The sequence below is a fragment of the Sphingobium psychrophilum genome, from assembly GCF_012927105.1.
Classification (GTDB): domain Bacteria; phylum Pseudomonadota; class Alphaproteobacteria; order Sphingomonadales; family Sphingomonadaceae; genus Sphingobium; species Sphingobium psychrophilum.
The window spans coordinates 325,714-339,386 of sequence record NZ_JABBFV010000002.1; the positions used below are offsets into that span (position 1 = coordinate 325,714).

The following is a 13,673-nucleotide window of genomic DNA, read 5'->3' on the forward strand; positions in this document are numbered from 1 at the left end:
ATCGGCGCTTGCGACTTTGCTTGGTATCGGCGCGCTTTGCCATGCCGGTGGCACCGAAGCGAGCAGGCAGGCACGCATGCGGGCCGACTTGCTTGTATCGTCTCGCTTACAGGCTACTGCGCGCTATGGCGGCCCGCTGGCCGAGCAGAATGGCACCCAACGGACCGGCGTCAGCGCCCAGACCGGGGGGAACGATCAGTTGCTCAAGCGCCAAAGGGTCCAAATCCTCGATATACAGGTTCAGCAAGTCGGCCGATCGACGGGCGATCAGCGGCAGCAGCATCGGTCGCGCCTGGATCACGCCGCCACCCAGCACCAGCCGCTCGGGCGACAGGGCCAGGATCAGCATCGTCGTCCATTCGGCCAGATCGGCGGCGACGCGGTGCCACAGGGGATCATCGTCCGCCATGTCGGCCGCGGGGATCGGCGATCGTGCGGCGAGCGCCGGGCCACCGACAAGCCCTTCCAGGCAATCGCCATGGCTGGGGCACACGCCCACGAACGGGTCATCGGGCTGACGCCGGACCCGCATATGTCCGGCTTCGGGATGCAAATGCCCGTGCACCGCCTGGCCGTTGACCACCAGGCCCAGGCCGACTCCGGTGCCGATGGTGGCATAGGCGTGGACCGAGCATCCCTGCGATGCGCCCCACATCCCCTCTGCCAGGGCCGCGCCCGCGACGTCGGTGTCGATGGCGATCGGCACGGTGAAGCGGCTGGCGAAATGGCCGTAAATGTCGACGCCGGCCCAGCCGGGCTTGGGCGTGTTGCCCATATGGCCGAAATCGGGCGCGTTCGGGTTCAGGTGCAATGGGCCGAAGCTGGCGATGCCGATCGCGGCGAACGGCGTTTCGCGCTGCCAGAGGGTCAGCGCGTCAGACAGGAGGTGGAGCGTGTCCGCCGTGCCGGTCGGCCAGCGTTGCTGGCGCAGGATCGTGCGGCCCTGCGCCAGCGTGGCGATACATTTGGTGCCGCCCAGTTCAAGCCCGACGATGAGTGGCTCGTCCATGGTCATGCCAGCCATAGTCTGTCTCCCTCTATTGCCAGCCGCAGGTCGGGCGCGGGGGCGCCGCCGAAATGGCGGCGGGCCTGCGCAGGGTCGGCCGGGACATGCGCGATGCCGGTCATGTCGGCGAAACTCTGCACCGTCAGGTCGGGCAGCACGAACCAGCTATAGGCCTGAAAAGGGGCCTGGGGCGGATTGGCGAACGCAAGGCCGGTGCCGTTGATCGGCCGCCATGGGCCGGCCAGACTGTCGGACGTCATGCCATAAAGGCCATTGGGACCGGCCGGGCCGTCATCGGCAAACACCTTTTGCTGGGTGGACCAGAAGAGATAATAGCGCCCGTCATGAACGATGACGTGCGGTCGTTCCAGTTCATTGTTGAGGCCATCGGCGGCGATGAGCGGTGGCAGAAGATCCCATCGCCCGTCCGGCGCGCGCCGCGCCATGCCGACCGCGCCGTTCCAGAAGGACGAGGATTGCGCGAGCGAGGCCGCGAAAAAGACATAGGCGGCTCCATCGGCTGGATCGCGGAAGAAGGCGGGATCGCGGAAGGCCTTGATGGTGCCGATCGCCCCGCCCCCCTCCATATCGCGCACATAGTCGATGCCGTCGGGGACCAGCATTTCCACCGGCGTCGACCAGGGCGACAGGGCGATCGCGTCGCCCTCCACCGACAATGCGGCGCGGGTTTCGAACAGGCGCTGGCTGAAGCTGAGCACGTCTTCGCCGCGCGTGCCCGCGACGGTATAATAGAGGGTGATATGGCCATGGTCGGGCGACAGGATCGCAGACCCCGACCATTCGCGGCTGCCGGGCGAAAAGCCATCGTCGAACAAAAGGCCAAGATCGCGCCATTTGTCCCCTACCCGGTGCATCAGGCGCAGCCGGGCCATGCCATGGCGGGCGTCGGGGTCCAGCAGCGCGGGAGCCGACAGCAAAATGAACAGGGTGCCGCCCGCGATCAGCGCCTGCGATCCGTCCTCCGCCTGCACCGGCCAATAATCCCACAGGTCGATCCCCTCGATCAGGGGCTGCGGTTTGGACAATAGCGGCGCGCAGGCCATGGTCGCACGGTCGATCGCGGCGACATGGGCGGCGGTCCAGTGGCTAGTCATCATCGGGCATCCGTGGGGCGGGAGGTGTCGGCAGGGCGGCTGGGCCATGATCTTCGCCGGTGCGTGCAGACACCGGCGAAGACCATGATTTCCACGGGCGTAAAACGCCCCGGAAAGTCGGGGATCAGAAGTCGAACCGGACCGAGGCGGACACGGTGCGACCATTGATAGAGCGCGCGCGGACGATGCCGTTGGCGGGGATGGCGGCATCCTCCGCTTCGGTGAAGCCCTTGACGTCGAACAGATTGTTGGCGTTGAGCGAGAGCTGGACCCGATCCATCGGCTTGACCGTCAGGAAGGCGTTGACCTGCGTATAGCCGGGCAGTTTCAACTGGTTGCTGTCCTGCGCATAGCTGCTGGAGGTGCCAATGACGTTCGCGCCGACAGTGAAGACGCCCGCATCATATTGCGGCGTGACCTGATACAGGAATTTGGCTTGGCGGCGGGGGCGATTGCCCACGACCGCCGGGTTCAACACGTCGCTGGCGATCTTGGCGTCGGTATAGGTGCCGCCCGCCGTGATGCTGAACCGGCCGGTGCGGTATCCGCCCTCCAGTTCCAGGCCAAAGGCGCGATAGTTGCGGTTGAAGAAGGTCTGGGTCGTCGCCTCGAAATTCTGTTCCTCGGTCTTGGCGTGGAAGGCGGTTGCGTTGAGCGTCAGGCCGCCATTGCGATATTTGACGCCGCCTTCCAGTTGTTTGACGAAATCGACAGCCGCGCCGCTGTCGGTCAGATTGCCGGTGGTGGTGCTGACGGCCGGGCCGAACAGCAGTCGATCGGCGTTGGCGCGCGCGCCGCGGCTGTAGCGGGCGAACAGCGCGATGTCGTCGGCCAGGCGGTAGTTGGCGCCGAAGGAATAGGACAGATATTCATAGCTATAGTCGACCGGCGCCGTCAGCGTCGGGACCACCGCGACATTGGTTTCGGGGATGGAGATTACCCCGTCGCCGTTCATGTCGCGGCTGATGACGCCCACGCGCCCGCCGCCCAGGTCCGATCCGGCGATCGTGCCCTTGGCGCTGCCGAAATCGTAGCGCAGGCTGCCGTCCAGGGTCAGCGCGCCGGTGGCCAAGCTCAAGGACGCGAAGGGGGCGTCGGTGTCATAGTCGACATCGTAGCTGCGGCGGCAGCAATTGCCGAAGAAGGTCGCGCCATAGCCATAGGTGCCATTTTGCGTGAGCGCCTGGCCCGCCGCGTTGGTGAGGTTGACGAGCGCCGCATTGCCGCCGCCGGTCACTTCGAGCAGGTGCGAGGTCCACAGCCAGTCGGTGGCGATCGTCTGGCGCGATTTGTAGAATCCGGCCGTCGCGGTCAGCTTGCCAGCGCCGGTGTCGAAATCCCGGCTGACGCGCAGGTCGTTGGTGATGTTGTTGAGGCTGTTGATCTTGACGTCGAACAGCACGATTTGGGCCAGATAGTTGCTGCCGTTAAACGCCTGGCCCGCATTGGGACCATTGGCATAGGTGAGGGTCGATCCCGCGCCGCCCAGCGCGGTCGCGATCGCCGATCCGGTGTCGACCGCTGAGGGGAAGGGCGAGGTGAAGCCGCCCGACACGTCCGAATAGCGGAAGCGTTCGGTGACGTTCCAGCCATCGCCCAGTTCGAATTGCGATTCCAGGCCGACGGCATAGACGACCGGATGCTGGCCATCGCGAATGTCGCGCGTCACCGGGTTGTTGCGGCCGTCCAGCGTCACATTGTCGCGGAAATAGCGCGAATGGAGCGTGTCGCCATTGATGCTGAAACCGGGCAGATCCTGATATTTGGGATTGCTGTTGCTGCCCGTCACCAACACCGGATTGGGCAGGTAGCCGATGGCGCGGTCATTGAGATATTTGCCGTAGAGGCGGATATAGCCGCCGGCAAATTCCTTGGTGATGTTCGCCTTGATCTGGCCGCCCTTGTTGGCGTCATAGCCCGCCTTGCGCGGTCCTTCACCCTGGCGGTAGAAACCGCCGACATGGTAGCGCAGGCTGTCGCTGATCCGACCGCCATAGTCGAAGTCGAGCCGATATTCCTCATAGTCGATACCCGCCGTCGCCTGGATCGCGCCGCCTTCCTGCTCGCCGGTCTTGGAGATCATGTTGATGACGCCGCCCGGCGCATTGGACGCGAAGGTGGAGGCCGATCCGCCGCGCACCGATTCGACCCGGCCGATGTTGAAGTCCGAGCGCAGGAAGATGTCGGCATTGCCAAAGGTGATGTCGCCAAATTCCAGCACGGGCAGGCCGTCCTCCTGCAATTGCAGGAACTTCGCGCCGCCCGATGCGACCGGCAGGCCACGGACCGAGATATTGGCATTGCCTTCGCCGCCCGAGGATTCGGAGCGGATGCCGGGCAGGTTGCGGAAGATTTCGGCGACGGAACGCGGCGCTGCCTTGGCGATGTCGTCGCTGCTAAGCGAGCTGACGGTGACGCTGCTGTTGAGCCGGTTCTGGCCGCGGGCGACCGCCGTGACGACGATTTCATCGTCGGGGGCGGCGGCGGGCGCGACGTCCGGCGCCGACTGGGGGGCGGCGACGGGCTGCTGCTGCGCCTGGGCGGCATTGGCCACGATCAGGGTCGCCGACGTCAGCAGAAATGTCTGGAACTGCCTTTTCATTGTCTCTCTCCCACGCCGATTCGTTCGGCTTGTGATTGTGATGATCCCTTTCGCAAACGATTGCAACAGGCATATCAGACAGATTGCAATCGTTTGCGAACATCTATACTGACAAATCCGTCAAGGACGGCAACAGTCCGCCAGGCAGGAGAGGCAAAGATCATGAGCGAGCCGATACCCCGTAAGCCGCACCTTTCGCTGGGGCGGATCGTGCAGATGAACCTGGGCTTCCTGGGACTTCAGTTCAGCTTCGGATTGCAGCAAAGCAATATGGGGCCGATCTATTCCTATCTGGGCGCGGACGAGGCGTCCTTGCCGCTGCTGTGGCTGGCCGGGCCGATGACCGGATTGCTGATCCAGCCGATCATCGGCGCGATGAGCGACCGCACCGTCACCCGCTTTGGCCGGCGGACTCCCTATTTCCTGATCGGCGCGGTGCTGTGCAGCCTGTGCCTGTTCGCCATGCCCTACAGCCGGGCGCTGTGGGTGGCGGCGAGCCTGCTCTGGGTGCTGGACGCGGCGAACAATGTGACGATGGAGCCCTATCGCGCCTATGTCAGCGACCGGCTGGACCCGGCGCAACGGCCGCTTGGTTTCCTGACGCAAAGCGCCTTTACCGGCCTGGCCCAGACGCTGTCCTATCTGGCGCCGTCCCTGCTGGTGTGGGGCGGGCTGAACGCCGATGCGATCGACCCGTCGGGTATTCCGGTCATCACGCGGATCGCCTTCATCGTGGGCGCTGTCTTGTCGCTGTCCACCATCCTGTGGTCGGTGCTGCGCGTGCCCGAACTGCCGCTGAGCGCGCAGGAGATCGCGGCGATGCGGGCCGAGCCGCTGTCCGCCCGCACGACGTTTCGTGACCTCAAGCAGGCGATCGTCGAAATGCCCGCCCCCATGCGCCAACTGGCCATCGCCATGCTGTTCCAATGGTATGCGATGTTTTGTTACTGGCAGTTCGTCGCCTTCGCCATTGCGCGGTCGCTCTACGACACGGCCGACGCCAGCAGCGCGAGCTTTCGCCAGGCGGTGCTGGTGAATGGGCAGATCGGCGGATTCTATAATTTCATCGCCTTCGTCGCGGCCTTCGCCATGGTGCCGATCGCCCGGAAAATGGGTGCGCGCCCGGTCCATGCCGTCAGCGTCGCCGCGGCGGGCATCGCCATGCTCGCCCTGCCCTGGTGTACGAGCCAGGCGATGCTGTTCGTGCCGATGATCGGCATCGGTCTTGGCTGGGCGAGCATGATGGGCAACCCCTATATCATCCTGGCCGACAGCATCCCGCCCGCCCGCACCGGCATCTATATGGGCATTTTCAACATGTTCATCGTCATCCCGATGATGATCGAAAGCCTGACCATGCCGCTGATCTATCGCCCGCTGCTGGGTGGCGATCCGCGCCATGTGCTGATGCTGGCGGGGATCTTGATGCTGTTGGCGGCGGTTGCGACGCTGGCCATTCGGGAGCGCCCGACGCGCGCGGCCTGATCGTCAGGCGGACGCGCGCTTGACCAGGTGCGGCGTCATGCAGGCCGAGGCGGCGGGCGTACCGGCCAGCCGGTCGAACAACAGATCCACCATCAGCGCCGCGCCGCGCGCGACGTCCTGCCGGATGGTGGTGAGCGGCGGGGTGGTCTGCGACGCGACCATGACATCGTCATAGCCCACGACCGCCACGTCGCCGGGCACGCGCAGCCCGGCGTCGCCCAGCGCCCGCAGCGCGCTCATCGCGATGACGTCCGACGCCGCGACGATCCCGTCGATCGGCGGATGATCGGCCAGCAAGGCGCGGATGGCGTCATAGGATGCCTGCGTGGTCAGATGGGCGGGCAGGAGCAGGCCGTCGCCCATGCCCGCCTGCGCCAGCGCCGCGCGAAAGCCGGCATGGCGGGCGGCAAATTCGGGCACGTCGGGATTGCCGAAAAAGGCCAGGTGGCGGCGGCCCTGCGCTAGTAGATGATCGGCCGCCATCCGCCCGCCCGCCACATTGTCCGACCCCACGGTCAGTTGTGCATAGCCGTCGACCGCTGCGCCCCAGACGACCAGCGGCGCATAGCGCGCGGCCACTCGCTCGATCGTGTCGATCTGGTCCGACTGGCCGATCAGCAGCACGCCATCGACCCGCCCGCCATCGACGATCCGGTCCAGCCACTGGCCGTCGGCGGGAATGACGCGCGAGAGCAGCAGGTCATAGCCGCGATCGGCCAGCGCGTCGGCCAGCGGGCCGATCAGGCTCATGAAGAAGGGATCGGACAGATGCTGTTGCGTTTCATGGCCAAGCGGCAGCACGACGCCGATCGCGCCGGTGCGGCCCAGCCGCAGGTTGCGGGCCGCGCGGTTGATCTGAAACCCATGGTCCTGCGCCAGCGCCTCGATCCGTTCGCGGGTCGCGCGGGCGATCATCGGATTGCCCGAAAGCGCGCGCGACACGGTGGACACCGATACGCCCGCGATCCGGGCCAGCTTGGCGAGACTGGAGGCATTTGTTGATTTCATGACCGAGCGGGAAGTCCACACATAACGGGCCGGTCAGCAGCGAGGCCAACGGACTAAGGAACTTAGGATGCTTATCGCCCGGCCGATGCGGAGGCAAGGAATCAGACAGTGGCCACTTGGTCCATCACCATTTGGTCGAAATGCGGAATCCGAATGTATTCGTAACATTGCAGCGGACATTGGCGTTAGAATTTACGTAGCCAGAACCCACGGATTTCCGTCGGTTTCTGAGACTTGGCACATAAGCTTCAACTCTTCAAACGAAACCGCGATAAAAATCGCGATAGACGGCATTGTAATCAAACTGCTCGAACACTCACCGACGCGCCGAACGTGTCGATTGAACCGTACCAAGTCTACCGGAGGCCGTTTGGTTTAAGTCATGCAGCCATGGAGACGTCGTCCAGCATGGCGTAATATCGTGCCCGGCTTCGGCAGGTGGGATATCGCCGATGGGTTCGTACGGGCATCGGCTGTTGAACCATTTCAACCATTCAAGCTTGGCGTATTCAACGGCCTTAGAGGGTCGCGACGGTCCTCTGCGGTGGATCACCTCCGCCTTCTAAAGGCCGTTGATCTTTCCGGTCAAAGCACTGGCATAGCAGTCGCCTACGCTACCAACCCAGGGTTCGATCTCGACTTCGGCAAGGCGCTCCGAGTATCGGATTGAGACATATCCTCCGGATTCAAACGGTCGGCGCAACACCGACTTCATACCGCGGGGTGGGGGGGAATGGTCATGGGCTTCTGCAGGCGCCCTCCATCTGAGCGCCTCTCGCAGTCGCATATTAATGGCGTGAGCAACTGCTTCGAGTTCCCTTATAGAGTGCCGGCTGAGATCGGTCCCTTCAGGAAGTACTGGTGGAGCAGGCTGTTGCCCGTAATGCTGTTATGCCGCCAAGCGTCGAGCTGCTGCGGCAGCAGTCCAGGCGTTCGCGCAATTTCCGCGATGTCGGCGCTGGGTTCAAAATCGAGGTGATGATGCGCGCCTTGACCTCGGCCGTCCAGCGCCGCCGCATCGGCGCTGCTGGGACGATGTGTATACGCGACGGCCGCTGACCCTCCTGTCTTTCGAAACCTGTGCAGCGACCCTTGGAGAAAGTGCCGATAAATTGGATTAACGACGACCGTGCCATAGCTGTCCGCATGCATACGAACATCGTTCACCACAGTGCTCTACTGTCGAGCCAAGCCTGAACCTCTGATAATCGAAATCGGGGACAACGGCGATATTTTGTGTGCCCTGTTCCCAATTCAAACTCGCGGGGGAAATTTCCTGGACGGCGCTGCCGCAACCTATCGATTTGACGTCGCGACAGTCGAGCAAGACGCGCAAAATCAACGACCGTTATCATCTGCGTGGAAAAATCAACCGTTACAGATTCTGAAGCGCGACGCCCGGCCGCACCTTGCAGAGTTTCAGCCATGGGAAACCCCGCATTTTTTGCTACATTCAAACATACAAACCAAGTTCCTTCTTGGTCTGCCCGCAGATAGGATAGTACCACTACGTATTTCTTCTGCAAGATCAAATCGGTTAAGTGCATCTGAACCTGACGGAATTCTTCCCACTGTTGTTGCAATGTCGGATCATGCTACCGCAACCAACTGAAACTACATTTATCGAGAAGCACATGGTCGGACGCCGGGCTGCGGCCGGCACATGAAGTGGTCAGCCGGTATCTGTACGTTAGCCTGACGGATTAGCAACGAATTCCTCGATATCGCTTTCGTACCAGGCGACAGAGCGCAATCCGATACGGCGGCGGCGAGGGAAGCGACCGGCTGTTTCTAACCTATAGATAGCTGAGACGGACATCCCGGTTCTTGCGGTGACATCAGGTGTCCGCAAGAGCCGGTCTGACCGGCGGTCCTTTCGATAGATCGGCTCTGCATCCGCAGAAGTCGCCGGGCCTACAGAAAATTGAGATATGTCAGACTTCATGGCCAACCCTTATTCAGAAGGTCTGCCCGCCAGGCCTGACTATGCCGCAATCACAGTAGAAGGGCAATGAGATCTGGTTGGCTGATCGACGTATGTAGAGAGACAAAAGCGCCCCGCTGCCGCAGCGTTGCTAGAGACGGTAAGTAAGCGCGACCATTCCAAAGGGCTGGGTCGCACGGCCAACCAGGGGGCTCTCGTTCACTTTGTTGAGCAAGGTAGTCGCACCACCGGTTGCGCTCAATGCAATTCGGTCCGTCAATCGATAGGTCGCTGTGAGGGTGCCTGAGATATCCTTAAATCCCGCCCCCGTAGAGAAAGGGGAAAGCCCAGAAGCAGATGCTTCCAGATTGCCTACGTCAAAATACTGACTGTTATGCTCCCGATTCGCCCAGGTGGCCCCTACTGTTGGCGTGAGGGAAAATTTTGAGGATATGCTGACAGGATAGGAGACGCTGGCATCAGCGATAATCCCGCCTGTCCCGCCCGATATGACTTTTGTAACGCCGAAGGTACCAATCACGCCACTGGAGCGCACATTTGTATATGCGCGAGCACCCAGGCCATCAGGCAGTTTCGATATTCCGATTGGAACGTCGCGACGCCGATAGCCCTGGACAAATACAGCGCTGACACCTGCTGATATCACCCCTGTATCAATTGGCTCGATCCCGATGCCATTACGCAGGTTCGCGAAGAACGTCCCCTTCTTGATGTCGATCGCCGGCAACGGCAGCACCCGGTAGTCTCCAGACCCTTGATAGGTCGGCGCGACCGCAACTCCTGTACCAAAAACGATTCGATCCTGGGCCTGCGCCGAGGCGCCGAACCAGATCATGCCAACGGCGCAGAGTGGCTTAGCACTTAACTTCATGAGTTTGTTCATCGAGCCGATCGCTCCACCGAATGAAATGTCCGCGTCTTCGATTCCGGGCACATGCCCTTAATCCCGCATCGCACATATCGCCGATGTCATGCTTTGTCGTCAATAAGAAACAGATTGTATCTTAAGTAATCTCTGAGTGGCGCGTTGGACCGGGCAGGGGCATCGTCAACGGGATAAAGATCTGATCGATGATTTCCGATATGGTCTGGTCCGAAATGGGCTGCGCGGTCACGATGATCTCGTGCATCACAAGGCTGGGTAGCGCGCGCATGACGCGAGCGTTTAGTCGCTCGGGATCTATCTCTCCACGCTCTACACCGCGTGCGATGACATCGCCGATCGGGTTCTCGCTGAAACGCGCATCCGTGAAATTCACCTCTCCTGAAGCCATGTCCTCGTGCATTTCGAACACAAGCCTCATGAGACTAGGAGGCGCGCGATCAGCAAACTTCCGCATGGCGCATTGGAGTTCATCTTTCAGGTTGCCAAGGTCGGGGACAATTATGAGGTTACGGTTCATGTGCCGCACGATCGCGGCGGAAGCGAGACTCGCGCGCGTTGGCCAACGTCGGTAAAGTACTGGACGGCTCGTGCCGGCCAGGCGAGCGACAGTTTCGAAGGTAAACTTCGCATAGCCGTTGGTAGACAATTCTGACCATGCAGCATCCAGAATGGCTTCTTCGAGCGCCAGCCCGCGACGCCTCCGGTTTAGTTCGTTACCCTCGTCACTAGTCAAGGCGGTCTTAGTCCTGCTGGTCAATCGCCGTCACGCGAAGTCGGTTGTGAGACAGGGAAGACCTTTAAACTAAAAGGATATAAAACCAACTGAAAGTCAGGTTATTGGCTTGCGCAGGACACAACTGGTCAGAGCATGACCAGCCGCACGAAGCGAAGGGGTAGGGAGGCTGGCGATCAAGATGATCGCGCGTTGATAGATGCTTTGACCCGCTTGCCGCAGAGCGGCTGGGACTGCCAAATCCGCGGTGGGAAAGACGATCGCGCGTCTTGAAGAGCGGCTTGGCTTCAGGCCGTGCAATCGTACAACCGGGCACATGCGACTGACGGCCGATGGAGAGGCGTGTCTGGCGGCATGTTCGGCCGCGACGAGGTCATATCGGTTCAATCGGCCTTGTCCGCGAGCAATCAGATATTGAGCGGCCGCGTGCATATCAACATGCTGATCGTGTTCGGTCGCAATGTTTTGCTGCCGATCTGACGGCGATCACTCGAGCACATACAGATCTGAGCCGCAGCCTCACATTGACGGACGCGACAAGCGACCTCCTACGCGACGATGTCGACCTCGCCATCCGGTTCGGAACCCTTTCTGACACCAGTAATCTTATCGCCCGGCGGCTGAGGTCGCAGTGATGCGTCATCTGCGCGTCGCCTGATTATCTGAAAATGCGCGGCACGCCCAAGGTGCTGGATGATATTCGGTCGTGCCGCTGCATTGTAGGCGCGCAAGGGGGGCCTCCGCTTACATTGCTCGTGCGAGCTGCAGCGCAGCAATTCCTCCTTTGGGAGAGGGGGGCGATGAGGGCTAATCGCCCAACCAATCGGTTGTGATCTCGCCTTTATGCCCCTCCGGCGCAAGCGCGACGCGCAGAGCTTCCAACAGAGGCGGCAGCGCCTGCGTGAAGGCGTAGGGCGGGTTAACGATATAGAGGCCCGCGCCATTATAGATTCCGGGCTGATCGCCATCGTACAACCAATGCTCCACTCGCAGCAATTTCGGGATACCGAGCTTGCGCATCTGCTCCCTCCAGCGCCAATGCGCGGCGCGGTCTTTCAGCGGATACCAGATCACTGTCACGCCATGCGCCCATTTGCGGTGAATGGCGGCGAGGGTGGCAGTGATCCGTGCGCGTTCATCCGTCCGCTCGAACGGCGGGTCGACCAGCACCACGCCTCGAGGCGTCCGGGGTGGCAGCATCGCCAGCCACAGCTCATAAGCGTCGCGCTCGTGCACGGCAGCCGATGTGCCGTGCATCACGCCGCGCAATGTATGGGCGTCTTCGGGATGTTTTTCGTTGAGGATTAAGAAATCCTGCGGGCGCAAAAGCTGCACTAGAATTCCCGGCGAGCCGGGGTAGAAGTGCGGTTCGGCTCCTGTATTTACAGCCTGTACGACGGCGCGGTAGTCGTCCAGCAACGGGTTCGGGTCGGCAAGGGCCTGCAGCACGCCCTGGGTGGACTCGCCGGTCCGGCGGGCGTCCTCGCCGTGGAGGTCGTATAGCCCGCAGCCGGCATGGGTGTCGATTAGGGTCAATGCGCCCGGTTTTTGCTGCAATGCCCGTACGAGGGCGATAAGCAGGCAGTGCTTCACGACGTCGGCGCTATTGCCGGCATGGAAGGAATGACGATAATTCATTACGCCTCAAAAATCCTGACGATCTACTTTTCTACATGCCACTAGGCGCGTTTGACGAGCGCGAAGCGATTGATGGAACCAATCCGGCGCTAGTATAAAGTCAGGCGGAAACCTTCAACGCACTTTTGCGCAAGGCTTCAAGCCAGCGTTAGCAGAGGCAGAGAGGCAAGGCTTTGGGCGCATGGGAATGTTCGATCATCGCATAGCCGAACGCGATGGGCATTACTGGGAATCGCCTGTTCGTCCGATGTTGGCAATACCTTCACATAGCGCCGACTTATCAGAACTGCAGTGCTGACACGAACGCATCCGCTTGTGATAGTGACGGACTTCCACCTCCTCACAGTAGAATAACTTGGACTGGTCGACACCTGGGTTGAATTCAGCTTTTCCAACGGGGCTTTCAAGTGAGCCGGGCCTGGCGTTCGGCACCAAGTGATCAGCGAAATAGAAGCCATCCGCCTTCGAGCGCCACAGGCGTGCGATAAGGTGCCGCTACTCCTCACATAATCAACAAACTTATGGATGCGTCATAAAGCGGATCCGCGGCTCGAACGCGTTATGACGGCACAAAGGCCATGGTTGCGGAGGTCTTGGTGAAAGCTGTCCGCTAGGTTTCTTTCAAGACGCTTTGTGGCACGAGGATCAACGTTCGGCCCTCCGCACGCCAGCTGGCAAGCTGCGACAGAAAGTTCATTCCCAATATGTCTACCGGTCCAAACGCCGGCGAGATGACCACCTTGAGATTGCGCGCCTGGATGGACCCGATTTGCAATCGGTCAATCGAGCCGGTTTCTACGCGAACTGCGCCATTGGCGGTCTGCATGACAACGGGCATCATATTGGCTTTGCGCTCGACCGACGCGCTATCCGCAGTGGCCTGTGATAGGGCGGTGATGGTCGCGCCACTGTCGACGAGCATATGCCGTTCCACGCCATTGATGTTGACCCGCGCCCAGAAATGGCCGTCCCGGCTCATCGCGATGCGCACATCCTTGCCAGAGACGATCTGGTCGTCGAGCCCGAGCCTGGATTTCACTCCGGCAAGCGTAGGATCGTATGGCGCTTGCTGGAACAGGATGAACAGACAGAAGGCCAGTAGTCCCATCGAAAACAGGGCACGCAACATCCGCCCGATAAAGGGAATATTGAACAGTAGGATCAACAGGACAGCGGTCCCTACCGCGTAAATGGCCAGTTGCTGCCATTCGGGGTTAGTCGTGAGGTCCATGGGCGCGCGCCACTGCAAAGGCGA

The 13,673-nt window shown here is 61.4% G+C and carries 13 protein-coding genes and 2 pseudogenes; 3 read left to right on the forward strand and 12 right to left on the reverse strand.

The genetic code is table 11. The annotated features are described in order from the left end of the window. Window positions 1-106: 106 nt before the first annotated feature. From HHL08_RS04865 to HHL08_RS04875, 3 genes are all read right to left on the reverse strand, one after another. Complete coding sequence (locus tag HHL08_RS04865; protein ID WP_169571339.1) at window positions 107-1,024, reverse strand: ROK family protein; 918 nt, start codon at window positions 1,022-1,024, stop codon at window positions 107-109. Further along, window positions 1,012-2,124 carry a glycoside hydrolase family 68 protein gene (locus HHL08_RS04870; protein ID WP_328804567.1) on the reverse strand — a complete coding sequence of 371 codons (1,113 nt, stop codon included), beginning with the start codon at window positions 2,122-2,124 and terminating at the stop codon, window positions 1,012-1,014. The genes HHL08_RS04865 and HHL08_RS04870 overlap by 13 nt, the downstream gene beginning before the upstream one ends. A 121-nt stretch (window positions 2,125-2,245) precedes the next feature. Further along, the gene (locus tag HHL08_RS04875) at window positions 2,246-4,723 is read right to left on the reverse strand and encodes a TonB-dependent receptor domain-containing protein (RefSeq protein WP_169571340.1); all 2,478 of its coding nucleotides are present in this window, start codon (window positions 4,721-4,723) and stop codon (window positions 2,246-2,248) included. Between the two features lie 162 nt (window positions 4,724-4,885). On the opposite strand from HHL08_RS04875, the gene HHL08_RS04880 reads away from it, so the two are divergent. Continuing rightward, complete coding sequence (locus tag HHL08_RS04880) at window positions 4,886-6,208, forward strand: MFS transporter (RefSeq protein WP_169571341.1); 1,323 nt, start codon at window positions 4,886-4,888, stop codon at window positions 6,206-6,208. Between the two features lie 3 nt (window positions 6,209-6,211). Here HHL08_RS04880 and HHL08_RS04885 read toward each other — a convergent pair whose 3' ends face one another. From HHL08_RS04885 to HHL08_RS04915, 7 genes and pseudogenes are all read right to left on the reverse strand, one after another. After that, window positions 6,212-7,216, reverse strand: a complete 1,005-nt coding sequence (locus HHL08_RS04885) for a LacI family DNA-binding transcriptional regulator (protein ID WP_169571342.1) — start codon at window positions 7,214-7,216, stop codon at window positions 6,212-6,214. A 380-nt stretch (window positions 7,217-7,596) separates the two neighbouring features. After that, a pseudogene (locus tag HHL08_RS04890) lies at window positions 7,597-7,895 on the reverse strand (IS3 family transposase); the annotation flags it as partial. A gap of 140 nt (window positions 7,896-8,035) precedes the next feature. After that, the gene (locus HHL08_RS04895) at window positions 8,036-8,383 is read right to left on the reverse strand and encodes a hypothetical protein (RefSeq protein WP_169571343.1); all 348 of its coding nucleotides are present in this window, start codon (window positions 8,381-8,383) and stop codon (window positions 8,036-8,038) included. Beyond that, complete coding sequence (locus tag HHL08_RS04900; protein ID WP_169571344.1) at window positions 8,380-8,763, reverse strand: helix-turn-helix transcriptional regulator; 384 nt, start codon at window positions 8,761-8,763, stop codon at window positions 8,380-8,382. The genes HHL08_RS04895 and HHL08_RS04900 overlap by 4 nt, the downstream gene beginning before the upstream one ends. Window positions 8,764-8,906: 143 nt before the next feature. Further along, window positions 8,907-9,161, reverse strand: coding sequence for a helix-turn-helix transcriptional regulator (locus HHL08_RS25900; protein ID WP_169571345.1), 255 nt, complete (start codon window positions 9,159-9,161; stop codon window positions 8,907-8,909). Window positions 9,162-9,291: 130 nt separating this feature from the next. Then, window positions 9,292-10,044: a MipA/OmpV family protein gene (locus HHL08_RS04910; protein WP_169571346.1), complete on the reverse strand. Its 753-nt coding sequence runs from the start codon at window positions 10,042-10,044 to the stop codon at window positions 9,292-9,294. A gap of 121 nt (window positions 10,045-10,165) precedes the next feature. Continuing rightward, the gene (locus HHL08_RS04915) at window positions 10,166-10,780 is read right to left on the reverse strand and encodes a TetR/AcrR family transcriptional regulator (protein WP_169571347.1); all 615 of its coding nucleotides are present in this window, start codon (window positions 10,778-10,780) and stop codon (window positions 10,166-10,168) included. Between the two features lie 235 nt (window positions 10,781-11,015). Here HHL08_RS04915 and HHL08_RS26255 point away from each other — a divergent pair. Together HHL08_RS26255 and HHL08_RS25905 are read left to right on the forward strand one after the other, a co-directional pair. Beyond that, a pseudogene (locus tag HHL08_RS26255) lies at window positions 11,016-11,108 on the forward strand (helix-turn-helix domain-containing protein); the annotation flags it as partial. 26 nt (window positions 11,109-11,134) lie between these two features. After that, window positions 11,135-11,260 carry a hypothetical protein gene (locus HHL08_RS25905; RefSeq protein ID WP_268932673.1) on the forward strand — a complete coding sequence of 42 codons (126 nt, stop codon included), beginning with the start codon at window positions 11,135-11,137 and terminating at the stop codon, window positions 11,258-11,260. A gap of 327 nt (window positions 11,261-11,587) precedes the next feature. Here the strand turns inward: HHL08_RS25905 and HHL08_RS04925 are convergent, their stop codons facing one another. After that, a complete protein-coding gene (locus tag HHL08_RS04925) occupies window positions 11,588-12,418 on the reverse strand; it encodes a 23S rRNA (adenine(2030)-N(6))-methyltransferase RlmJ (RefSeq protein ID WP_169571349.1) in 831 nt (276 codons plus the stop codon). A gap of 610 nt (window positions 12,419-13,028) precedes the next feature. Then, complete coding sequence (locus HHL08_RS04930; RefSeq protein WP_169571350.1) at window positions 13,029-13,649, reverse strand: retropepsin-like aspartic protease family protein; 621 nt, start codon at window positions 13,647-13,649, stop codon at window positions 13,029-13,031. Between the last annotated feature and the right edge of the window lie 24 nt (window positions 13,650-13,673).